Raw genomic sequence first — 23059 nt, 5'->3', positions numbered from 1 at the left:
TTCATCGGTTCAAACTGCTGAAATACTTACTATGTATACATTTTATCAGTTTTAAGCTCCGGTTTTTTCTGAGTTTGTGAGAAATCCGGGTACAGCTTCAATGACTCCATCATCCGAAGCATAAGCAACAACCCGCCAACCAGGTGGTACTTTATCTATCGCTTGATGATGCCAAGAAACTACAGATATGTGAGAATTCTGTAAACAGTTAGCTAAAAGACTTTCTACATCTATCTTGACAAGATGTTCTGTAGGTAAACGTCGTCCAGGCTCAGGCTCTAGACGATGTAATGCAGATGTACCGTAAACATCTGGAATGTGAGGAATTAGAGTACCCCCACAGGCGACGATGAGAATTTGTAAACCCCGGCAAATACCTAATATCGGCAGATGACGTTCAAGAGCAAACTTGCCAAGCTGCAATTCAAAAGCATCACGTTCGCGATCAACAGAATAAATAGTAGGATGATCAAAACCATTGTAGCAAGCAGGGTCAATATCTCCACCACCAGAGATGATTAAACCATCCAAAGAATCTAGAAGTTGAGCAGGCTCAACTTCTCCTGGTGGTAATAATATGGGAATGCCACCTGAAGCACGGACTGTATCTATATATTCACTTGGCAGAGAAAATGGTAATGCTGCAAGGCGACCATAAGTTGTAATCCCAATCAATGGTTTTCGAGATTTTCTACTCATCTTGATGCTATTTCACTATTTAATCCCCGTTATAAAAGTGTACTTCCGACTTCCGACTTCTTTAATGTTGCTGTAGCAACAATCCTTCATCAGTATCCAAAGCTGCGAGGGGATTTTCTATATCTATCGATGAAACAATAGCTTCTAGCTTGTCACAACTTGAGCGCACTAAACGCAAACTGGCATAAACATGAAAGTTGAGTAGTTGTTGCGCCCTTTTTCAAAGAGGAAAGCTCTTTATATGGGGGATAGGGGGAATAACTGTTAACTATTAACTGACAAGGTAGCCGTGCTAGCTGTTTAAGGAACTGGCTTGATTGAGAAGGTCAATAGCATCTTGGTCGAGATTTATATTGACAGCTTTGATGATATCGTTGAGTTGCTCAACCTTTGTTGCACTAACTATAGGGGAGGTAATGGTAGGATTAGCAATGAGCCACGTCAGAGAAACTTGGGTAGGAGTAGAATTATAAGTCTTTGCCACCTGATCAATTGCCTCTAGAATTCGTAAACCACGAGGATTTAAATATCTTTTTACAGAGCTACCACGCAGACTAATAGACAAATCTTTTTCTGAGCGATATTTACCAGAGAGAAAGCCACTGCACAAAGAGGAATAGCTAATTACACCAATTGAGTGTTCTTGGCAAATTTGTTGTAAATCCTGCTCATAACCATCTCGGTCATACAAGTTATAACGGGGCTGAAGGCTTTCGTAGCGAGGATAGCCATGCTGACGGCTAATTTCTAATGCCTGTGTCAAACGCTCTGCACTATAATTTGAAGCACCAATTGCACGTACTTTTCCTTGACGAATCAATTCTGCGTAAGTTTCAAGAGTTTCTTCAAGTGGAGTGCTTTCATCGTCGATGTGCGATTGATATAGATCAATATAATCAGTTTGTAACCTTTGCAATGAGTCTTCAACAGCTTGTTGAATGTGTTGGCGAGAAAGCCCTTTACCTTTAACACCCATATCGTTGCCAACTTTAGTTGCAATCACCACTTGGTGACGATGACCACGCTGCTTGAGCCATTTTCCTAAAATTTTCTCCGACTCTCCACCCTGATTCCCAGTAACCCATTTGGAATAAACATCAGCTGTATCAATAAAATTACCTCCAGCTTCAATAAAGTAATCTAAAATCTCAAATGAACTATTTTCATCAATAGTCCAGCCAAACACGTTACCACCAAAAGATAGTGGTGATACTTCTAGTTCTGAACGTCCAAGTTTACGTCTTTGTGTAATGACCATAAGTTTTCTCTCAAGACAGTTTTGGAATTACTTCTGCAAACTATGACTTTATAAAAAATACAATATGCTATTTAAAATGCGATAAAGCTATCGAGAAACAGTATTTTAAGAGGCACATGTAGATTATCATGGAAAATCATCCAAAATCAAGTCTTCTTATCCCTCTCCTAAGAAACCATTCTGTTTTCTTAGGAGAGGGATATCGTAATGGTCAAATACCTCTGCCAATCCAAGAGACAACTTTTAGCAAGCGTTCGTTAAGCACGTCCAATAATGGGCGGTTGTTACACACACCAGTCTGATTGTTATTAGCCAGAATAGTCTGAAAGTGCCAAAACTTATAGAAATGAAAAATATTATCTCGATTGTTTGGAATAACTGGTTAAAACCGCACAAAGAATCTTATTTACTATTTGACTCATCTGTTGCCGCTAGTGACATTGCCCTAATGCTTAACGGTAAATGGGATGGCTGCAATGGTGTAATTATGGCTTCCGGTGATGAAGTAGCTGTTAACACTGCTGCCAAGCTATTAGAAACTACATGGTGTTATCAAGGCGCATCAAAAGCTGTTTTAGGCAGAGTAACAACTGATGAAATTTTACGCCGTTATGCAATGGGAGAAAGAAATTTTGTTAATGCTAATTTGAGGTGTGCAGTACTTGCATCAGTGAAGCTGAGTGAAATTAACCTCAGTTATGCTCAGTTGAGTTGGGCAGACTTAAGTCAAGCCAATCTAAGTTATGCTGATTTAACAGCAGCAGACCTTAGCCTTGCTAATTTAAGTGGAGCTGACCTCAGTAAAGCATATCTAATGAGGACAAACCTAAGCGGGGCAGACCTGCAACAAGCTTCACTTCATGGGGCTAACCTAAGTAGGGCTAACTTAAGTGAAGTTAACCTCACTGGTGTAGATTTAACAGAAGCTAATCTAGCACTAGCAGACCTAAGAGGGGCAAATTTTTACGAATGTAATTTGAGTGGGGTTAACCTAACAGGTGCCCTATTTATTGAAAGTGACTTGGCTTTTGCCAGACAATAATCACGCCTTCAAGCGATGCCTACGGCGGGCTACGCCTACGTACTTAGAGCTTGTCATGTAACAACCTTGCCTCTTTTGAGCTAGAAATGCCTTCTCAGTAAGCTTTCTAGATAATAAATTGTAAAAGTTGTTTCTTGACAGGCTCTTAGGTGTGATTTGCTTAAGTAATCAACGATAATAAATGTACTCTCGGCTCCCGCTCATCGCCCCACTAATTCTGTTAAAATCGCGTCTTCCAGCACGTAAATTTTGAGGCAGTGCCATGTGTGCAAAGGGATTTGGGCAATCTCAACCCACCAAAATCGATAAACTTGTTGAATCTGCGGTGCGTTTAAAACGACATTGGCACAAGCCGCAGCAAGAGTGGATCAATTTGGTCTGGGTCGCAGTGCTTAGGGGGAAGGTCAAATAATGCCGTCTGCTGTGGTAGTTTGTTCTCTCACATAATGCTGATATTCAAAAATCTGAGATTTCCACTTCAACAGCGCCTCAAGGCTCATTACCGAATGGCACTAAGATAACGGCGAATCCATTATTTGTAAGGCTTTTGAGTGTGGGAGGTGTGGGAGGTGTGGGAGGGGAGGGAGGGAGGATGGAGAAGAAATCTTACTCCCCACACTCCCCACACTCCCCACACTCCCCACACCCACTCCAGGCAAACCTGAAACCTTTGTCTGAGGGAGGTGTGGGAGGATGGGGAAGTGTGGGAGGATGAGGAAGAAGTCTTACCCCCCCCACACTCCCCACACTCCCCACACTCAAAAGCCAGTTAAATCAGGGTTTTGCGCTTATCTTAGTGCCATTCGCTCATTACCAGTGTCTCCGATGTGCGTGCTGGTGTGACGGTCAAATCAGAAAATAAATTTAGCTGGTTAGGTTCCAAGGTGATTACGGGGAGCGTGCCGACTAAGTGATTATCCAAGAGAACTGACAATTAAGAGGATTTGCTTTTGGTGCCGCCAGAATAACGAAAGTGTTAGAGTATATAGCGATCGCTACGCTAAAAATGTTTTTAAAATATGGCTGATCAAAAAGATAAAGCTCAAGAAAAAAACCGCCTTGAACAGCTTCAAGATGAACAAGGCAACACTGATTCTAAACACTCAGGGGGTGCTGGCGCTTCTGGCGGCAATTCAGGTGCAGGTAAATCTGGTACATCAAAAATTTCTGCCACTGGTACACCTGATGATATCGAAAAAATTGATCAGGATCAGGAGTAAAGCTGACTCCGACGAGTCAAGGTTTAACTGGATCGTCCCTGATTAGTAACTTAACTCAACAATGGTGGATTGAATACCTTATTATTCAGTCCACATAAAATATACCCTTTTATCCAGGAATACCAGGAATTTACGCAAAACAAGTGTGCCATTCCACTTACCACCCTTAAGGCTAATTGCTTTTCTTTACCGTTGCCAACTTCCTTTAACGGTTACAAATCAAAGTCAAGGCTGAATGTTTCGCTCGGAGAATCTTCTTCTTTCTCTTGTGCTAATGGAGTTGAAGTTATTGAAGGAAGTTTGTTCGACTCAGTAGTAATCGGCGTGAAAGCTACTTGTTGTGTGGCTAATCCAGCCTTGATGAAAACAAAATAGCAGTCAATTATAAAGTAAAGCGTCTCCAGATAACTTTTACCTAGTTGTTGGGACTCTGCAAATATGCGTTCTCGGTAGTTTTCTTTAAGACGAATTTTTATCGGAGCTAAGTCAAATTTTTCTGTCATTGTGATCATTTAATAGATGTAGTAGGCGAATTCTTGGCAGAAATGGCTTTTGCCATCTCTAAAAGCCCAAAGACATTAGCTTCCACTGGGTTGTCCAGTATTTTGAACCCGTTCTTCTCTAAAAGCTTCTTAAATCCAGGTAAGAGGCAGCCTCCACCTATCGCCCAGATTTCATCCCCTTGGTGTTTGGCATCAAGTGTTAGATTCACCACTTTCTTCAAGTATTTTTCATACCAATCTTTTAAGCAAGCGCTGTAAACATCTTTGATATCAATGTCCCGGCTGTACCGAGTATGCCCCATTTCCAAACAAAATCGGATTTTGGATGCATCCCCGATTTTTCCGCCATTTAAATGTTTCATCTTTTGGGAAATATCATTGATGAGAACTTCTACGCCAGTGGGGTAGGCGGTGTGAACTTCTCGTTTCCCTTGGTTGTAACGAGAATACAGAGTCGTGCCATTGCCAAAATCTAAAATGGTTAATTTTTTCGGTAGTTGATGCCCAAACAATGCACCCATCCCTTCTAGTACGACTTTCAGGACTTCTATTTTCACCTCTGATTGTTTGCCAGCAAGTATTGGCTGATATTCTCCGTTTAGTACTTTTTGCAATTCGTCAGCTAGAGCGACATCATGTAAGCTGACGACTAATTTTAAATGCCAAGCCTTACGGTGTGGAAGATGTGCCAATGCACCGAATAAAGTCAATAATGCGTTGTTGACTTTGTTTTCATTGTTATCAGTGTTTCGGTCAAAATAATTTCCTGTACGGAAAGCTGATTCTCCAACTGTGTAAGCAGTACCGTTAAAAACGACCCTCCCAGGTACGTCTTCCATCTCGGCATTGGTTATATAGCTGGGGACACGAACAACTTCAAAGCCATCGACTAAAAGTTTTAGGCTTCCATAACCGTTATCAAAGCCAGCAGGAAAAATTTTTTGCAAGGTGTGAATGTTAGACATATATGGGACGAGTCAATACGGTTTGATTAAAAAAGTTATCTTGATAAATAATAATTGTTAATGCAAAGATTTTCTCTTGCTCCTCGGCTCCAGCCTGAAGAACTTATCATAACCTCTTGGGGGCTAAGTGGGGTAAAACCTCATTCAATCGAATGTACCCCATATAGCCCCCATATAGCCCCCATATAGGGGTCAAATTTTGCTCAAGCCTCTAAACTGCTTTGGGGTACATATAGCCCCCATGTAGCCCCCATAAATTTTTTTGAAATCTTTTCTATCAACGCAGCAAAAATTAATTTAGATCATCGTTGACTCTTTGATTTATACTTTAGTGTCAATCTTTTGTTAGCAATTTACTTGCGTGCAATATGTAGCTCTGACCCTGATCCACTTGGAAATTATCAAGGAAGGCAGGAGGCAGATAGTGCAGCGTTAGCGATTAGCGAGTCCGTGAGCGTCGGGCAGTTCTTGCTGGAGGAAAACAGCGCTGGTGCCTCTTGCCGCGACCTAATGGAGCAAGGGTTTAAGACAAGAACTCCAAATTGAAAATTTGATGAGCCAGCCCGGTCTTGTTGTTTCAACAAAGAGGAGCCAGCGCGGTCTTCTCCCAAAGGGAGAGGCTAGCGCCTTCGCGGAGCGTCTCGTAGAGAAGGGGGTTTTCCCCATGAGCGACTAGCGTTGGACTGGCGAACACGAAGGGTGGCTCTTTTTAAGAAGGAATTTGAATCCCCAACTGAGGTAAAACCAACTGAGCCTCCAGCAAGAACTGCCTTCTTCAACTACGATAAATTGGTTGCTTTTCAAGGAGATTGTAATACTTGAGATTATCAGAAGGGTTTGTAAAGAATAATTTGGAGTCAGAATACCCCATGCCCTACCCTGTGGAGTTCAAGGAAGGAAAATTTTTCCTTCCTTCCAGGATAGCGACGTGGAAAGGGAGTCTTGCCTACGGCACGCTGTTTGCGTTCGAGCGTCTTAAAATTGCTTGTTCTAAAGCACGATTCATTCACTTTTTAGTTCAGAATTATTCTGTTAGCGGATAGCTAAGGTTTAGCCCCTTCTGGCTCCTGACTACTGAATTCTTCTTCGGTAAGTTCAATACTGGCAGTTGAAAAGCAATTCAGTCTTGATCTTTAACTTCTTGATTACTATGTAATGAGTGCGTTATTACTTGCTTACAGGTTCAGCTTTCTCTACTGAATTATCATTCACACCCAAAGTCAATTCCAAAGGAGTTTTTTGAGGGTAAGCTTTTACTACTTGCCGATAAACATCATAGTTAGTAGGTAGCGTGTTCTGAGTATTACCCACTCCATAGGTCAGTTTGTACTTTACATCTTTAATCAATTCAGGTTTACCTGCCTCTTCTTGAGGTCTTTTACGTTGTTCAACTTCATCAACACTTGGTCGCGGCGGTAAAGTAGGCCACCATAGCCCACGGTCATCTGGGCCAATTACTTCTCCCGATGGTTTTACTCCATTTCGATTCAGCACCGAAGTAGTAGCAAAGGTTTCAATGCGGGGTCGTGGTTCACTAGTTAGATTATTCGCATACTTAACTTGCCAGGAGTAACTGGTGAGTGCTGTAGCTTCATACTGTTCAGCAGTAGTAGTGCTGCAACTAGTTAGTGTCAGTGCCGTTAGTGCAGTTATTATTGAGGGTAAAAATCTCATTTGCATTATCAATCGTAAATATCTTTCACCAATCACTCTTGATCTTGGTGTGTGCCATCATTCCTGCCAAGGTGAAGGAATCGCTGTTGTTGAAAGTACTTCCTTTGCTTCCAGCCTAATCGCTGTTTGCTCACAGTTGGGGCATTTTACCTTTGTGAAAATCACTGAAGGTCGTCCTTTGTACTCACCCATTACGGGATCTCCGGTGTACTCGCTGATTATCCCTTGCTTGCAGTGGTAGCACTCGAATATCACACGCCCTACCTCCGAGTTGCAATCCAGGAATTGCATGTGCTGACAGGGTTCTGGCGGTAATTCTTCTTCTTCATCGCTCTTTGTTAATTGACCCTGTTGCTTGGGCTGTTGCGGTAATTTGGATTTTCTCTTGTCAGCAGAGGTACGTTTGGCTTTACTTTTCTCTAAATGTTGCGGTTTTCCAGCAGCGTTTGTCTTTGACCTTACAAGAGGTATTACCTCTGCTTGGGCTGGCTGCTCAACTGACGGCAGATCAACACTGGGAGTAATGTTATGCTGAGAGATTGGCTGCTGTTTATCTACTGGTTTATAAGCTACAAGGTCAAGCTTTGGACTTGGGTCGTTGGGTTTTGGCTGTTGTTTAGGTGGCTTGGGCGATCGCTCGGTAGACTTCATCAGAACTTTCTTTCCTGAACTTTAGCAAATGAGTGTATTTTAACTAGCAGTTCACCTTTTAAACATTTTTACTAAGTCATAGATGAGTTTATGCACTAAAACGTATAGTTGCCACTATTCATCAGCTTTTCCCACCAACTCTTCTAGTTGAGAGAGTAGTTTATCTAACTTCGCTCGTTTGTTGGGATCATTCCAAACAGATGTTTTTTTAAGTTGTTTTCCGATTTTAGAATACCTCTGAACATAGATTTTAGTAGGTGGATTGTCTTGTTCAATGACATTGAGTTCCTGGATTTTTTGCTTAATTTCTCTGAAACTCAAGTTTTGGGATACTGCTAGGTTGAGCAAGGTTTTTCGCTGTTCTTCATTTTTAACTTGTGCGATCGCTCTAGCCTTTGTAAACTCTATTTTACCTTCACGGAGTGCTGTCAAAATATCAATAGGCAGATTTAGCAATGGTAAACGACTGGTACGAAAGGATTCTGACGAAAATTTTCCTAACCCAGATAAGACTGATTCGATAACTTGAAGTTGGAGGAAAACGTTTTCCTCCAATTGTTGATGACGGTTTTTTGCGTGATTAGCACGATTCAGTATAGAACTAACCTCTTCGGTGCTGATCTTGAGTTTGAGTGAAAGAAGCTCAAGAATTGCCTCCGTTTCTTCAATTGGGTTAAGATCCTCACGTTGAAGGTTTTCTATAAGAGCAATTTGGAGAGCTTGTTGATCGTCTAAGTCTCTAAAAACGACAGGAAGCTCACTCAATCCAATTTCCTGGGCTGCTCGATATCGCCTTTCTCCAGCAACTAACTCATAAGTTCCATTCTTTAATGGACGAACTAGTAAAGGTTCTAGAATCCCATGATCTTTAATTGATTGGACTAATTGAGATTGCTTGTCTGGAGCAAAGTAACGACGGGGTTGCTTGGCAGGAAGTTGAATTTGTTGAATAGATAATGTTTGAGAAGATTCGACACTTTTTGGATCAGTAATAAATTTTTGGGCAATGGAGGCAGAGAGTCCTTGAGTTAGTGATTGTCTTGGTTTATTCATTCAAAACCTCCAAAGATTTTTTGAATAATTGTTCAATTTCACGTCTAGCGATTCCGGCTGTTGATCCAGGTAAATCAAAGATAGTAGAATTTTGTCCATAGCAATCGGCGATGATCTGTCGTTGATGAAGTACATTTTCTAAAACGGTGACATTTGGCATTAATTGAAGTACTTCTACTGCTTCATCTTTCAATTTAGTTCCTTTAACTGCACGATTAACAAACATTACGGCTTTAGGTTCTCCTCGCCGAATCCTTTGCGCTTGTTGAATCAAATGTACAGTATCAGAAGCACTTTCAAGGTCAATACCAGCAGGTTGGCATGGAATAATTGCTAAATCAGCAGTTAAAACTAATGCTCTGGTTGTTTCAGAGAGGGCAGCAGGCCCATCAGCAATAATCCATGTATATGATTCATTTAGCTTAGGTAACTCATCCAATAGTGCATCAGGCGCTTGAATAATCTGACAAGGAATAACTTGTTCTAATCGTTTTAGCCACTTAGAAGATGAGCATTGAGCATCAGCATCTACAAGTAGCACTGATTTACCTTGTTTTTGTAGCCATCGTGCAAGATGAACAGAAACTGTTGATTTACCTGCTCCTCCTTTTTGATTGATAATTGCGATGATCGGCATAAGTAGGATCTAAATTACACAGTATAGTTTATGGTAGATTTTTCGCTTATACAGGCTTTCAGACAAAACAAGCAAGCATCAAACAGCAAGATATATATAAGTATCAGTGTTCACAAGCAGAACTTCTGAAATTCTCCTTTATATTCAAGTTGAACTTAAAAATTCATATCAATTTAACACGATTGCAAAAATACCATCTTCTTTGCAGATTGCCTATATCTTGAAGAATACTACTCAAACAAATAGTTTCAATAGGTAGCTTCTCAATTTATCTTGATTTATCTCATTCATTAAGTTTTATGCCCAGCCCAACTACTGACTTAGTTCGCTCGTACTTAAAAGAAATCGGACGCTATCCTCTGCTAACTCCTGAGCAAGAAATTACAAACGCTAGGCTTGTGCAGCAGATGATGACGATTGAGCAGCAACAGCAAGCGATCTCACTTAAACTTAACCGACAACCAACTGCAAGAGAATTAGCTATCTCGCTTGGGCAAAGTGAAGCTGAAGTAGAGTCAATCGTTCAACAAGGCCAAAAGGCTAAACAGAAAATGGTGACAGCGAACCTGCGGCTAGTGGTTTCTATTGCTAAGAAATACCAGAACCACAATTTAGAATTCCTCGATTTAATTCAGGAAGGTACACTTGGTTTGCAAAAAGGGGTAGAGAAGTTCGACCCTAACAAAGGCTACAAACTATCAACCTATGCTTACTGGTGGATTCGTCAGGAAATCACACGTGCAATTGCAGAAAAATCTCGTACTATTCGATTGCCAACTCATCTAACCGAAAGACTTAATAAAATTAAAAAAGTACAGCGAGAAAGCTTTCAAAAGCTTGGTCGCTATGCTACTGTCACCGAAATTGCTGAAGAATTAAATTTAAAGCCTAACCAGGTTCGAGAATATCTCAGTGTCTCGAAGCAGCCAGTTTCTCTGGATTTGCGTGTGGGAGACAATCAAGACACTGAGCTATTGGATATCTTACCAGATGAGAGCATTTCCTCAGACGAACGGCTCACCAAGGAACTGTTGCGCCTTGATTTGAATAATCTGCTGGCATCCCTACCCCCTATACAACGAGAAATACTAACTCTACGTTTTGGGTTAGAGAATGATCATCAACTGAGCTTAACTCAAGTTGGAGAACGCCTTAACTTAAGTCGAGAACGAATTCGCCAGCTTGAACATAAAGCGCTCTCTATTCTTCGCCGTCAAAAAAGTGATATGAAGGAGTATCTTAATTAGAATGATTTCCACTTCTACTATCATCGCAGACGTAAAGGTAATATTTCCCCAAGGCAATTATCCTTGTTTTAATCATGAAGATGATGCTCTGGCTATACTATTAGTCAAAAACAAGAAACTATATTTATAAATAGCAACTTAAAAAACTAATCAATGCCCAGCAAAACTATTGAAGTCCGAGAGTACACCGTCAGAGCGCACAAGCGGGAAATTCACACCCGTGTTTTCAACTTCGTATGTAAGCAGTGTGAACAACCCACACAACGAGAAACCTTTGGAGTTAGACCTCTATATTGCGAGAAATGTCGTCCGCCTCAACCTCCCAAGCAATCGAAAGTAGTCCCTATAGGCAAGAGGAAACCCAGAGCGATGAACTATAAGAGTGGGAAGGATATAGCTGGGTGATTTTTTGTTTTGAGGTAAGGGCGATTGCACGAAAGTGATTCGTCAACACGGGGGCTTGGGATACAAGCCTGTGGATGAGTTGCATCCTGTCGGGTTGTGTGAAACCGGAACTGCGTTTGAACAACAGGTGCAAATTGTCCATGAGGGACGGAGTTTTCAGTGTCGCCGTATTTTAGTCAAGTTAATTCGTCCTACCCGTGACCAAGAGTGGGAAATTGCCATTTATACAAACTTAGCGTCCATTGACGCTTCGGGGATTTTGGTGGCAGAGCTTTATCAAGAACAAGTTATAACTATATAGTAATATAAGTTATATGTAAAATTGAATCCTTATGTCAGAGACTCTTTCTCGAAAAAACACTTCAGAAATCCTTGCTCCCGTTGCAGAGTATTTTAAGGTACTCTCTGAAACCAGTCGCTTACAGATTTTGAGTTGTCTCAGAACCGGGGCGATGAACGTTACCGAAATGGGTGAAGCTACGGGTTTAGGACAAGCGAATCTCTCAAAACATTTAAAAGTGTTGACTCAAGCAGGTTTGGTGTCCCGTCAGCAAAAGGGAGTTAGCGTCTACTATGGGATCAGTGACCCTGTAATTTTTGATTTATGCGAATTAGTTTGCGATCGCATTGGCAACGAAATACAAAAACGGGCTAAAGAATTTGAACAGATCAAAGCCTTTAGCACCCTCTCAAAATAACTATTTCCTCAGCTTGACTGAGGAAAAGTTTCGAGTGAGTTTCCCTACTCGCCTCCCAACAAGCAATTGACTAGACATTCACTTTTAGATTCTCCTCCCAACGACGCGCACCAGTAGCACGACGAATGTCTCGCCAAATTTGCGTAGCAGCTAAAGCACCATCCCCCGCAGCAATCACTACCTGATTCAAGCCTACCTTCAAATCACCAATGGCAAATACTCGCGGGTGAGAAGTCCGACACATCTGATCGGTAACTATATTACCTCCTTTTAACTCCAGGTTTATCCCTTGTAGATAAGTATTGTGATAGCGGGAACCCATTGAAATTAGACCAGTTTCTAACTCAATCACCGAACTATCCACCAACTCCACACCAGTCATCTGGTGATTGTGTCCCAAGAATTGCTTAATGGGTGTCTCCACTAGGGGATAACCATGTTCTTGGAGTTTCTGACGCACTTGCGGACTTACTTCAAAAGCTCCGTGAGTAAAGGCGGTAATATAAGGTGTAAACCAGCTTAAGTTGAAGATCATTTCTTCAATACTTGCCTCACTACCTGCGAAGAAACCACATTTTTTATCTGTCATTTCATAACCATCGCAAATCATGCAGACGTGCAAATTGTACCCAGCATAGTCATAAACATTCTGCATTTTATCTAAAGGCGGCAGATGGTCAATAATACCACTAGCAGCAATCAAATATTTAGAGCGAAACACTTCAGAAACACTATTTACACGCCCCACCTTGACCTTGACAGCAAAGGTTTCTCCCTCATCGACTATTTCCTCAACATAAGCATTGAGGAAATCACCATCAAGTGAAGTATAATGTTTTTTCCCACTCTGCAATAAAATCCTACCTGGGGTATCTGGTGGTAAGCCCAAATAATTGTGTAATTCTTGCATCCAGAAAGACCTAGCTTTACCCTTGTCAATAATTAAACTAGAAAGACGAAAACGCTGTAAATAAATACCCGCAGATAGTCCCCCAGCACCACCACCGACAATAATCACATCATAGATTTGGTTAAGGCGTTGATTAAGGTTTTTTTTGGAAACTTTCATAGTTTTTTATCCTGTGAGTCTAAACAATTTAAGTGTTAATTAAACTTTTTGAATCTTGTTTAACGATTTCAACAGTTTTCTTCCTAGCTACTCCAGCAATATGAGGGCTGACAATGGGAAAAGAAAGATTAAACTGTTGATAATCAACGCTCTCAAAACCAACATTTTCTAAAATTTTCGTAGTTTCACGGTTGGGGTGACAATTGTCGAACATTGTCTTCCAGACTGGTTCAATTCCATCTTGAATTCTGCGCGTCCAAGTACCGCATTCAGCTGCAACATGTTCGATAAATAAGAAACGACCATCAGGCTTTAGTACCCGCCTGATTTCTCGTAAGGTAGTTACAAGGTCAGTCACAGAACAGAGAACATGGGTACTGACAACAACATCAATGCTGTTATCTTCAATCTCTAACCTTTCCGCCGATCCTAAACGTAACTCAATATTATGCAAACCAAAGCGTTCGGCTTCCTCCTTGAGATAAGAATGCATGAAAGGATTTGGCTCAATGCCAATCCAGTTGATATCAGTGGGATAATAAGATAGATTTGCCCCTGCTCCCGGCCCAATTTCTAAAACTCGTCCCTTTAAATCTGCAAAGAAAGCCTGTTTGAGTTGTGCCATAGTTTCATAACTGTTGCAACCCTGCAACTTGATGGTACTATTATCTGCGGTATTTGCTTTAGCCATTCCCCAAGCAAACAGACGTTTTAACCAGTCTGGAGTTATTTGTCTGTGTGGTGTCATAAAAAACTCCCGATTAAACCAAAATTATTACTTACCCGTACAAGTTTCTAGCTCCAATCGCCGCCACTCCATCATCCCACCGCTAATATTGAAGACTTTAGTAAAACCTGTTTTGACCAAATATTCAGCAGCGATGGGGCTGCGGTGGGAGGTTAAACAAATTACAGCAACAGATTCGTTCTTGGGTAAATCCAGAAACCATTGGGGATGAAGCCAGCGACGTAAACCCGGTATCATGCCTATTAGAAGACGTGGCAAACTCAGGTTGATTGCCCCAGGTGCATGAAACATCCCATACTCAAATTTGCTACGCACATCTATCAGCAAGGAAGGTTCAGCTAAGTTGGCAAATTCAGAAGGAGAGATATTAATCACAAATGTTTGAATAGAAGATGTAGATGCCATATCAGTAGTCATAACTTATACAATTCTCAATTGGTGGAAGGTTGGATGATGCCTACGGCGTAACCCTCTGGGGAAGCAAGCTACGGGTAGTGTCTCGTACAAGCCTGCGGCATAGTTACGCTTAGGGCTTAGGGTGTAGCCTCTCGTAGAGAAAAGAGCGAAGCGATCGCAAATGTAGCTCTCAATAAACAGATTTTTCTCTATGTGACTCTGTGCTTACTTCACTACCTACTATATTATGTTATATTACTATTTGGTAATTTAATTAATTAGTTGATTATTAAGCGATGCCTTCTCTTTTCTTTCAGAGACGCTAACGCGAACGGCGAGCGCAGCTATCGCAACAGCCACAAAAAACTAACTTCACCCTAGACAATATATTACTATATAGTTATACTATAGATTAATCAAACAATTTCATCTTGCGTTTAAAAATCTACATTCCTAAGTATAAAAAGCACATGACTACTTCCCGTGTAAACAAATTACAAACCGTTGATACTCAAACACTAAAACAGTTGCTGAAGCAGCAAGCTATCACACTTATAGATGTCCGTGAACCAGCTGAATATGCAGGAGAGCATATTCCCGGAGCAACTCTGGTTTCCCTATCCAAATTTGATCCGCGCAAAGTTCCCCAAGATCAAGACACAAAAGTGATTCTCTACTGTCGTTCCGGGAATCGTTCAACAATGGCTGCTCAAAAGCTATTTGATCAGGGTTTTACCACTGTTACCCATCTGGAAGGGGGTATAAGCGCTTGGAAACAAGCGGGTTATGCTACGACAATTAACAAAAATGCCCCCATTAGTTTAATCCGACAAGTGCAAATTGTTACTGCCTCTTTAGTGTTAATAGGCACATTGTTAGGAGCATTTGTTTCTCCTTGGTTCCTGATTCTCAGTGTTTTGATGGGAGGAGGATTAATGTATTCGGGAATTACAGATAGCTGTATGTTAGGGATGCTACTAGCAAAGCTTCCTTATAATCAACAGAGTGTATGACACTGTGGATTATTTGGCATTTGCTGACTGCTTGTATTGGGGTGAGCTTGGGTTTGATTGGTGGTGGGGGATCGGTACTGGCGCTACCAATTTCTGACTCCTGAATTCTTTTTTAAAACTCCATAGCTAAGAACTTAAAAATCAAATATGACAACACTTCCACCGCTACTTATTGGTAAACATATTGCCCACTACCCGATTATTCAAGGGGGAATGGGAATCAGAATTTCTGGCGCGAATCTGGCTGGTGCTGTGGCTAATGCAGGTGGCATTGGTATTGTATCCGCCGTGGGATTAGGACTCAATTCTCCTTATTTTGCGCTTAAACAGCGAAAACATCAGCTATTTGAAGCAAATAGGTTGGCATTAATTGATGAACTCCAGAAAGCTCGTCAAATCAGTCCAAATGGGGTGATTGGGATTAACTCGATGGTGGTAGCGCGAGATAATGAAACTCTGGTACGTACAGCCGTGGAACATGGTGTGAATTTAGTGATTTCTGGTGCTGGCTTACCATTGCATCTACCGGAATATACAGAGAGCTATCCAGATGTGGCATTAGTGCCGATTGTTTCCAGTACCCGCGCTGCTAAGGTGATTTGCCGGAAGTGGGAACGTCATTATGGACGTTTACCTGATGCCTTTATAGTGGAGAACCCGAATACAGCAGGGGGTCATTTGGGTGCAAAATACCAAGATTTAGGTAATGTTGCCTTAAATGCAGAGCAAGTAATTCCAGAATTGGTGGAATATCTGCGTTCGGAAGTGGGTAAAGATATTCCCGTGATTGCAGCAGGTGGAGTTTGGAACCGTGCTGATATTGATCGGATGTTGGCTTTGGGTGCGAAAGGTGTACAAATGGGGACTCGCTTTATTACCACCGATGAATGTGATGCAGATATTAATTATAAAGAGTTTCATCTTCATGCCAGTCCCGAAGATGTGGTAATTGTCCCTTCTCCCGTGGGAATGCCGGGAAGGGCATTAAAAAATCGTTTTGTGGAAAAAGCGATCGCTCATTCTCCAGATTTAGAAAAGCGCTGTATCGCTAACTGCTTAGAGGTTTGCCAATGCCGAGATCATCAAGAAACCTATTGTATTGTTCAGGCATTATATAAAGCTGCCCGTGGTGATGTAGAAAATGGTTTAATTTTTGCGGGTAGTAATGCTGGACGTGCCGAATGTATGATGTCTGTTGCAGAATTAATTGGGGAACTTGTTAGCTAATCGGCATTAATTATGTGGGATGAACGCTTTGGGACTTCAGAATATATCTATGGTACTGAACCAAATGATTTTCTCGTTTCGGTAGCATCCAAAATTCCTCAAGGGAAAATCCTCTGTTTGGCAGAGGGGGAGGGACGGAATGGAACTTATCTAGCATCTTTAGGCTATGAAGTGGTAGCCGTAGATCAATCTAGCGTGGGGCTGGCAAAAGCTCAAAAACTAGCGCAAGAGAAACAAGTTGCCATCGCAACTATCCAAACTGACCTCGCCGATTTTGCAATCGCACCTCAATCTTGGGATGGGATTATTTCGATCTTTTGCCATCTGCCCTCAGAGTTGCGAACTAAGGTGTACCGTCAAGCTGTGATGGGATTGAAACCGAACGGTGTTTTCGTACTCGAAGCCTTTGCACAGGAGCAACTACAATACAATACGGGTGGCCCGAAAAATCTAGATATGCTTCCTTCTCTCGCCACCTTGCAAGAGGAACTAGCTGATCTTCACTGGGAAATTGCTAGGGAAGTGGAACGAGATTTACTCGAAGGGCGCTATCACAATGGCAAAGCCGCAGTCATTCAAATTCTCGGTAGAAAACAAAGTTAGCAATAAAGGCAGAGGGCAGAAGGCAGAAGGGAATTCTGATTTTTACCCTCTCCTTCTTCACCTTCAGTCAGTTGAGGAGAGCTTTTGAATTGATCTAGGGGAACTCCAAAAAATAAATTATTCAATTTGTCTACTCAACTAGACTTCTTCCTTGTCTCCCTTGTCTCCCTTGCCTTCCTTGTCCCCCAAGTCGTCCCTCTGCGACGGAATATTTTTTTACTTGGAAATCCCTAGATTTGCCTCTCTTCATTTGGCGATCGCCTCCCCTGAAGCTTTCCAACCTGCAAAGCTAGGTGGAAAACCCTGGACATTATCATAATTAAGCAGATGCAGTGTCATCACTCCCATTGCCGATCGATAACCGGCGGAACAGTACAGCACTACAGGGCGGTCGCTGGGAATTTTACTTAAATTACGAGCTAGCGTTCGGAGGGGGATATTGGTTGCACCAGGGATATGACCAGACCGATACTCTGATGGCTCTCGCACATCAACCAATAACGGCTGACGGTTTGCCATCAAACTTTTTAAGTCTTCAACCTTAGCGATCGTGTAATATCCCGATGGTATTGACATGAGATACTGATCTACGGCTGATTCCAATTTAGGAAATCCTTTCTGATCTGACACAGTATCAGTTTCAGCCATTGAGTCTGATGAAGTGGAAATTTCCGATGCCATCAAGTTTTGTTGAATGCTTAAAAAGAGACAGAACGACAAAACCATCCCGAGCAGTAGAGTTTGGATTGACTTTTTAAACTTCATAAATTTCTCCTAAAGTGGGTAGCTCTCGCAGGTGTTTTAACTAAGGGCGATAGTAGATTGATAAAGATTTATATCGATATCCGATAAAACTTTCTCACGCTGCACCATTCTTCATCATTTGGCTCAAAATCTTTTGCACAATTTGCACCCCTGTCACAGCTTGCCAGCCAAACAATCCCAACAGAATCAGGTTCAGCGAAACGTGGATGCTGCGAACCCAGTCATGCTTCTGCATAAAGGGAACCAGCGCCGCAGAAGTAGAAATCAACCCCACCATCCCTAAACCTGCAAAAAGATGAGGGCCAATCACAATCTTGCCACTGTTGAGGTAGGTGACAGTAATTCCCCCGATCGCACCCATTACCATCAGCGCCAGGAGGATAGAGCCAATTTGGTGATGTCGGATGGCGAACCGACCTTTGACCAATTCTTTCTTGATATCTCCGTCTGCCAGCCTCGTCCGTCTAACTTGCACACCCAAGTACATGGCATAGAGCGCAACGACCAGCAAGATCCACATAGTAACAGGGTGAAAAAAACTGAGATAGGGCTTGAGAGCCGCTAAAGTTTCTGAACTCATAATGGGTATTTCCAAAGTATGGAGAATTAATCACAAAAAAAATATGGCATCCTGTTGTTTGAAATCATGTTTGAATACTAGATAAACTGTATGAATTGTACTAGAAACATATAAGTCTTGATATTAAAAATTACTGGTCATTTAGGGGTTATAATGAAAGAGAAAATAAGAAAAAATTCAATCCCTTGAGAGTTGCTTCTTGCATAATTGCACCAAGGGTTTTCTAAGGGTTTTGCAGCCCCTTTAAGATTTTTCCAAGGGTTTTGTAACCCATTCAATATTGGAGATTACAGTTATGAAAACGAATGTTGGTTCGTTAGAGCGCCTGATCCGTCTGTTGTTGGCTTCGGCGTTGTTTTATCTAGGACTTTTCCGTTACAGCAGTACAGGATTGGGTATTGGTCTTGTCGTTGCAGGTAGCGTATTGCTGGTGACAGCTTTAGTAGGATTTTGCGGTCTTTATCGTCTCCTGGGAATTCATACCAGCCAGATCAACAATCAACTTTAAGGACTTTCAAAAAATAAATTGTCCATCTTGTGGGGTATCCTGCCTGCCCTGAATATGGGACAGGTGTTCGCGTAGCGGTACGTAGTGCGGACACCCATCCCATAAGGGAATTTGGAATGTTTTTATTTGTCAGTCCCTTAAAGGGATTCACTCATCAACTTTTAAGGAGATCCATAATGGATACTAGTATTCCAATCGAAAGTCCATCCTTATCAAGACGGCAACTGCTCAACTTTATTACCGGAGCAACTGTTGCTGCTACAGCTGGTGCTGCGCTCTATCCTGCTGCCAAATTCTTGATTGCTCCAGGCGAAAAAACGGGAGTGGGAGGTGGTATTCTTGCTAAAGATATTCTAGGGAAACAAATCCCCGCCTCTCAAATTCTGGCTGAACCGCCCCAAAGCCGCGCCCTGGTAGCAGGTTTGGCAGGAGAACCCACTTATCTGATTGTCAAAGAAGATCACACCCTGGATCATATCGGGCTTGTTGATAACTGCACTCACCTCGGTTGTACCTTCCCCTGGAACGCCCTAGATCAGCAGTTTCAATGTCCCTGTCATGGTTCTCGCTATGCCCCTGATGGAACGGTAGTGCGTGGCCCGGCTCCTCTGCCGCTCAAGATTGTCCAGGTTGCAGTGATCGATAACAGCATTTTAATCTCGCCGTGGACGGAAACTGATCCTCGCACTGGAAAGAAGCCCTGGTGGGTCTAAGGATGAAGTGATATGGAACCGATTCGTATTTTTTACTTTTCCGATGTTCTCTGCGTTTGGGCTTATATTGCTCAGATTCGTTTGGATGAGTTGAAAACAACTTTTGAAGACAAGATTGCCATCGCACAACACTTTGTCCCCGTCTTTGGTGTTGCTCGTGAAAAACTGGAAAACCGATGGCGAGAAAAAGGGGGATTGCAAGGATACAGCGATCATGTCCAAGAGGTTGCCAAAAAGTTCGATCACATTACCGTTCATCCTGATATTTGGACTAAGGTTACACCATTTTCATCGACATCCTGTCATTTATTTCTCCATGCGATTCAACTACTAGAAGCGAAGGGTTTAGTAGAGCGAAATCAACAGGTATTTGAAAAAGCAACCTGGGCATTTCGGGAGGCATTTTTTACCAAACTGGCAAACGTTTCTGACCGCAAGGTGCAATTTCAAATTGCGGAGGAATTAAGACTACCGATCGCAGCTATCGAAGCTCAGATCGATAGCGGTGAGGCTTATGCCAAACTATCCCAGGATTTTGAATTAGTCAAAGAACATACGGTTACAATCAGCCCCACCCTAATTTTTAATGAAGGACGGCAAAGACTCAACGGCAATGTGGGCTATCGGGTGATCGAAGCCAATATTCGGGAGTTACTGCACAATCCTCCGGGAGAGCAATCATGGTGTTAGGAATCTTGCGTTAATTGAAAGCTGCGATGCCTTCTCTACGAGACGCTACGCGTAGCTTGCTTAAGAGGAGGGGTACGGCGAGCGCAGCTATCGCAATCAAAATGCACCCATGAAAAAACCATTTTTATTTGATAAACGCTTGATTCTATTGGGAATATCTTTGTTGCTCTACATAATAGCACTTAGCTTGCCAGCACTTGCTTTTGAGATAGTTGACAACAAGACAAAGGAAATAAGTTTTATTTATATTATGAAGGGGGCTGAAGTTACAATTGGGGGATTCATTGGATTGTTCTTTCTTCAAATTCCAGCTATTGGCTGGTTAGCCAATCCGCTTTATTGGTTTTCCTGTAAATTGTTTGTACAAAAAAAATACAAATTCTCAATAGTTTCTGCTTTTATTGCAATTATTGTCGGCTTTACAGGAACAATATCAGCATACTGGCTGGCGTTACCCAATGGTAGTAGTTCCTATAGTCATCTTCTATTAACTAAGTTACTTCCTGGTTTCTGGTTATGGCTTGCGGCTCCAGGATTTCTGATGATTATTGCTAGTTACTTTGCTTATACAAAACACAAGAATCGCCTCGTGTTAAACCAGAAGCTTTCGAGAAATATTTTGGATGAAAAGTGAACGACTAAGGATTTATATAGCAGGCAAAATAATGAGATCGAAGCTATACGGTTTGGTTGTGTGTTTAACAGCTTTGAGCCTATTAACAGGTTGCTATATCAGTTTGGGTGGGCTTAGAGGCTCTGGAATAGTTAAGACCGAATCTAGAGAAGTAGGTGGATTCTCATCCATTTCTAGTAAATCCGTAGGTAAAATCACGATACAGCAGACGGGAAAAGAGTTCCTCACGATCACCGCCGACGACAACATTCTGCCGTTGCTAGAAAGTCGTGTAGCTGACAATGTTCTGTATCTCACCATCATCAAAGATACCAATATGAATCCCACCAAGCCCATTGAGTTTGTTGTGGAGGTGAAGAGCCTAGAGAGCTTGAATATAGATGGTGTCGGTAGTGTTGAGGTAAAGGATATCCAAGGTAAACGGTTGTCAGTTTCCCTTGATGGGGTGGGTAGAATAGCGATCGCCGGAAGTGTCGATGTGCTGGAACTAAATCTTTCCGGGGTGGGAAGTTTCCAAGGTGAGAATTTCAAGACTAAGCAGGCTACGGTTCGCAATAGCGGCGTGGGGAGTGCTGTGGTTAATGTCAGTCAGCAGTTAGATGCGACTGTATCCGGCGTGGGTTCAATAGAGTATATTGGCTCTCCTCAAGTTCGGGAATCTCGGCAGGGCGTGGGGTCAGTTAAGAAACGGTAGCGATAAGCCAGAGGCTTTACGCTGCGCGTATCGCTTGGATTCAGTAGAGAGAGAATTGAATTAGAGAATACAAAAAAGGAGTTATGTCATGAATGCCATCAAGATTGAAATTTTGGGTACAGGCTGCAAAAAGTGCCAACAGCTAGAGGCAAATGCTAAAGAAGCTGTAACTAATCTCAATTTAACTGCTGAGGTTTCACATATTACCGACCCAATTGAAATTGCTAAACGAGGTGTGATGTCTACTCCCGCCATGATCATCAATGGCAAAGTTGTCAGCAAAGGTCAAGTAATCAGTGCCGAACAAATTCAGCCTTTATTGCAGCGTTAAAGAGGCAAAGTTATGTTCGATCCATTTTATCCATTTGATTGGTTGGCAAATCAGATTGTCACCCAATTGGGCTTGTCGATTTCATCGCATTTAGGATCGAGTCTGCATTTCTTTCTTTATGATGTGCCAAAAGTCTTAACATTACTGATTGTAATTAGCTTTATTGTTGGGACATTTCAAAGCTTTTTAGAACCAGAGCGCGTTCGTTCTTTGCTAGAAGGAAAGCGCACTTTTGCAGGAAATATTTTGGCGGCAATGGTAGGAATAGTCACACCATTCTGTTCTTGCTCTGCCGTTCCTTTGTTTATCGGCTTTTTGGAAGCAGGTGTACCTTTAGGCGTGACCTTTTCTTATCTGATGGCAGCGCCAATGGTAAATGAGGTTGCTGTTATCCTTCTTTGGGGATTGTTTGGGTTGAAGGTGACGCTGATCTACATTGGCTTTGGCGTGGGTTTAGCGATCGCCTCTGGATACATCATCGGACTCATGAAATTGGAAAAATGGGTAGAACCATTTGTTTGGGAACTGCAAAAATCTCGTCAAGCAACGCCTCTAGAAGGGGAAGACAACCTAGAAACAGTGGCGTTAAACTGGGGACAAAGATTTGAGCAAGGAAGATTCCAATCCAGTGAAATTGTGCGAGCAGTTTGGCTTTATGTGGTGATTGGGATTGCGATCGGTGCAGGGATTCATGGTTATGTACCGACAGATTTTATTACCCAATATGCAGGTGCAAATAATCCTTTTGCAGTCCCAATCGCAGTAATTTTGGGTGTTCCACTATATGCAAATATTGCAGGTGTAATGCCAATTACTGAAGCTTTAGTAAATAAAGGAATGCCTATGGGTACAGTTTTAGCTTTCACAATGGCGGTAACAGCACTATCTCTTCCTGAAATGGTGATTCTCAAAAAAGTGCTACGACCACAATTATTAGCCGTATTTATCGGGTTAATGACCATTGGTATTATCAGCATCGGCTACATTTTCAACGCCATAATTAATTAACAAAGTTTAGGGGGTTAATTCCCTATGC

At 42.0% G+C, this 23059-nt stretch carries 29 protein-coding genes; 16 read left to right on the top strand and 13 right to left on the bottom strand.

The annotated features are described in order from the left end of the window. Positions 1–51: 51 nt before the first annotated feature. Both V7K69_RS15040 and V7K69_RS15035 read right to left on the bottom strand, forming a co-directional pair. A complete protein-coding gene (locus tag V7K69_RS15040; RefSeq protein WP_335035654.1) occupies positions 52–699 on the bottom strand; it encodes a gamma-glutamyl-gamma-aminobutyrate hydrolase family protein in 648 nt (215 codons plus the stop codon). Between the two features lie 292 nt (positions 700–991). Beyond that, positions 992–1957, bottom strand: a complete 966-nt coding sequence (locus tag V7K69_RS15035; protein WP_335035652.1) for an aldo/keto reductase — start codon at positions 1955–1957, stop codon at positions 992–994. A gap of 346 nt (positions 1958–2303) precedes the next feature. On the opposite strand from V7K69_RS15035, the gene V7K69_RS15030 reads away from it, so the two are divergent. Beyond that, positions 2304–2999, top strand: a complete 696-nt coding sequence (locus V7K69_RS15030; RefSeq protein WP_335035650.1) for a pentapeptide repeat-containing protein — start codon at positions 2304–2306, stop codon at positions 2997–2999. 1019 nt (positions 3000–4018) lie between these two features. Beyond that, complete coding sequence (locus V7K69_RS15025; RefSeq protein WP_094345289.1) at positions 4019–4219, top strand: hypothetical protein; 201 nt, start codon at positions 4019–4021, stop codon at positions 4217–4219. Positions 4220–4431: 212 nt separating this feature from the next. Here the strand turns inward: V7K69_RS15025 and V7K69_RS15020 are convergent, their stop codons facing one another. The 6 genes from V7K69_RS15020 to V7K69_RS14995 form a co-directional block, all read right to left on the bottom strand. After that, complete coding sequence (locus V7K69_RS15020; protein ID WP_335035648.1) at positions 4432–4722, bottom strand: hypothetical protein; 291 nt, start codon at positions 4720–4722, stop codon at positions 4432–4434. A 5-nt stretch (positions 4723–4727) separates the two neighbouring features. Further along, positions 4728–5687 carry a ParM/StbA family protein gene (locus V7K69_RS15015; RefSeq protein WP_335035646.1) on the bottom strand — a complete coding sequence of 320 codons (960 nt, stop codon included), beginning with the start codon at positions 5685–5687 and terminating at the stop codon, positions 4728–4730. A gap of 1167 nt (positions 5688–6854) precedes the next feature. Beyond that, entirely contained in the window at positions 6855–7367 is a 513-nt protein-coding gene (locus tag V7K69_RS15010; protein ID WP_335035644.1) for a hypothetical protein, read from the bottom strand. A gap of 51 nt (positions 7368–7418) precedes the next feature. Further along, positions 7419–8012 (bottom strand): hypothetical protein, encoded by a 594-nt coding sequence (locus V7K69_RS15005; RefSeq protein WP_335035642.1) that lies wholly within the window; start codon positions 8010–8012, stop codon positions 7419–7421. A gap of 114 nt (positions 8013–8126) precedes the next feature. Next, a complete protein-coding gene (locus V7K69_RS15000) occupies positions 8127–9065 on the bottom strand; it encodes a ParB/RepB/Spo0J family partition protein (protein ID WP_335035640.1) in 939 nt (312 codons plus the stop codon). Then, complete coding sequence (locus V7K69_RS14995; protein WP_094345073.1) at positions 9058–9702, bottom strand: AAA family ATPase; 645 nt, start codon at positions 9700–9702, stop codon at positions 9058–9060. The genes V7K69_RS15000 and V7K69_RS14995 overlap by 8 nt, the downstream gene beginning before the upstream one ends. 299 nt (positions 9703–10001) lie before the next feature. Here V7K69_RS14995 and V7K69_RS14990 point away from each other — a divergent pair, with 299 nt between their 5' ends. From V7K69_RS14990 to V7K69_RS14975, 4 genes are all read left to right on the top strand, one after another. Then, positions 10002–10949: an RpoD/SigA family RNA polymerase sigma factor gene (locus V7K69_RS14990; protein WP_335035638.1), complete on the top strand. Its 948-nt coding sequence runs from the start codon at positions 10002–10004 to the stop codon at positions 10947–10949. 153 nt (positions 10950–11102) lie between these two features. Next, positions 11103–11354 carry a hypothetical protein gene (locus V7K69_RS14985; protein WP_084227415.1) on the top strand — a complete coding sequence of 84 codons (252 nt, stop codon included), beginning with the start codon at positions 11103–11105 and terminating at the stop codon, positions 11352–11354. A gap of 34 nt (positions 11355–11388) precedes the next feature. Continuing rightward, complete coding sequence (locus tag V7K69_RS14980) at positions 11389–11655, top strand: hypothetical protein (protein ID WP_335035635.1); 267 nt, start codon at positions 11389–11391, stop codon at positions 11653–11655. A gap of 31 nt (positions 11656–11686) precedes the next feature. Continuing rightward, positions 11687–12052 (top strand): ArsR/SmtB family transcription factor, encoded by a 366-nt coding sequence (locus tag V7K69_RS14975; protein WP_335035633.1) that lies wholly within the window; start codon positions 11687–11689, stop codon positions 12050–12052. A gap of 70 nt (positions 12053–12122) precedes the next feature. Here V7K69_RS14975 and V7K69_RS14970 read toward each other — a convergent pair whose 3' ends face one another. Genes V7K69_RS14970 through V7K69_RS14960 form a run of 3 tightly spaced genes read right to left on the bottom strand, consistent with a single transcriptional unit; the run spans position 12123 to position 14286 of the window. Beyond that, the gene (locus V7K69_RS14970; RefSeq protein WP_335035631.1) at positions 12123–13121 is read right to left on the bottom strand and encodes an NAD(P)/FAD-dependent oxidoreductase; all 999 of its coding nucleotides are present in this window, start codon (positions 13119–13121) and stop codon (positions 12123–12125) included. A 28-nt stretch (positions 13122–13149) separates the two neighbouring features. Next, positions 13150–13869, bottom strand: coding sequence for a class I SAM-dependent methyltransferase (locus tag V7K69_RS14965; protein ID WP_335035629.1), 720 nt, complete (start codon positions 13867–13869; stop codon positions 13150–13152). A 27-nt stretch (positions 13870–13896) separates the two neighbouring features. Beyond that, on the bottom strand, positions 13897–14286 hold the full coding sequence (locus V7K69_RS14960) for a rhodanese-like domain-containing protein (RefSeq protein WP_335035627.1): 390 nt from the start codon (positions 14284–14286) through the stop codon (positions 13897–13899). Between the two features lie 449 nt (positions 14287–14735). Between V7K69_RS14960 and V7K69_RS14955 the strand changes: the two genes are divergently transcribed. The 3 genes from V7K69_RS14955 (at position 14736) to V7K69_RS14945 (ending at position 17108) form a co-directional block, all read left to right on the top strand. Continuing rightward, positions 14736–15278, top strand: a complete 543-nt coding sequence (locus V7K69_RS14955; protein ID WP_335035625.1) for a rhodanese-like domain-containing protein — start codon at positions 14736–14738, stop codon at positions 15276–15278. A gap of 147 nt (positions 15279–15425) precedes the next feature. Further along, the gene (locus tag V7K69_RS14950) at positions 15426–16505 is read left to right on the top strand and encodes an NAD(P)H-dependent flavin oxidoreductase (RefSeq protein WP_335035623.1); all 1080 of its coding nucleotides are present in this window, start codon (positions 15426–15428) and stop codon (positions 16503–16505) included. A 12-nt stretch (positions 16506–16517) separates the two neighbouring features. Then, on the top strand, positions 16518–17108 hold the full coding sequence (locus V7K69_RS14945; RefSeq protein WP_335035621.1) for a class I SAM-dependent methyltransferase: 591 nt from the start codon (positions 16518–16520) through the stop codon (positions 17106–17108). A gap of 246 nt (positions 17109–17354) precedes the next feature. Here V7K69_RS14945 and V7K69_RS14940 read toward each other — a convergent pair whose 3' ends face one another. Together V7K69_RS14940 and V7K69_RS14935 are read right to left on the bottom strand one after the other, a co-directional pair. Beyond that, entirely contained in the window at positions 17355–17873 is a 519-nt protein-coding gene (locus V7K69_RS14940; RefSeq protein WP_335035619.1) for a rhodanese-like domain-containing protein, read from the bottom strand. Positions 17874–17967: 94 nt separating this feature from the next. Then, a complete protein-coding gene (locus V7K69_RS14935; RefSeq protein ID WP_335035617.1) occupies positions 17968–18453 on the bottom strand; it encodes a DUF4079 domain-containing protein in 486 nt (161 codons plus the stop codon). A gap of 295 nt (positions 18454–18748) precedes the next feature. Between V7K69_RS14935 and V7K69_RS14930 the strand changes: the two genes are divergently transcribed. From V7K69_RS14930 to V7K69_RS14900, 7 genes are all read left to right on the top strand, one after another. Continuing rightward, positions 18749–18961 (top strand): YgaP family membrane protein, encoded by a 213-nt coding sequence (locus V7K69_RS14930; RefSeq protein WP_335035615.1) that lies wholly within the window; start codon positions 18749–18751, stop codon positions 18959–18961. Positions 18962–19137: 176 nt separating this feature from the next. Beyond that, positions 19138–19674, top strand: coding sequence for a cytochrome b6-f complex iron-sulfur subunit (gene petC, locus V7K69_RS14925; RefSeq protein WP_335035613.1), 537 nt, complete (start codon positions 19138–19140; stop codon positions 19672–19674). Positions 19675–19686: 12 nt separating this feature from the next. Continuing rightward, a complete protein-coding gene (locus tag V7K69_RS14920) occupies positions 19687–20364 on the top strand; it encodes a DsbA family oxidoreductase (RefSeq protein WP_335035611.1) in 678 nt (225 codons plus the stop codon). Between the two features lie 109 nt (positions 20365–20473). After that, positions 20474–20998 carry a hypothetical protein gene (locus V7K69_RS14915; protein ID WP_335035609.1) on the top strand — a complete coding sequence of 175 codons (525 nt, stop codon included), beginning with the start codon at positions 20474–20476 and terminating at the stop codon, positions 20996–20998. Between the two features lie 31 nt (positions 20999–21029). After that, entirely contained in the window at positions 21030–21692 is a 663-nt protein-coding gene (locus tag V7K69_RS14910; RefSeq protein ID WP_335035607.1) for a GIN domain-containing protein, read from the top strand. An 88-nt stretch (positions 21693–21780) separates the two neighbouring features. Further along, positions 21781–22023 (top strand): thioredoxin family protein, encoded by a 243-nt coding sequence (locus tag V7K69_RS14905; protein WP_335035604.1) that lies wholly within the window; start codon positions 21781–21783, stop codon positions 22021–22023. A 12-nt stretch (positions 22024–22035) separates the two neighbouring features. Next, complete coding sequence (locus tag V7K69_RS14900; RefSeq protein ID WP_335035602.1) at positions 22036–23031, top strand: permease; 996 nt, start codon at positions 22036–22038, stop codon at positions 23029–23031. The last annotated feature ends 28 nt before the right edge of the window (positions 23032–23059 follow it).

This window comes from Nostoc sp., assembly GCF_036917775.1.
Classification (GTDB): domain Bacteria; phylum Cyanobacteriota; class Cyanobacteriia; order Cyanobacteriales; family Nostocaceae; genus Nostoc.
This window is presented reverse-complemented; position numbering and strand designations above follow the sequence as displayed.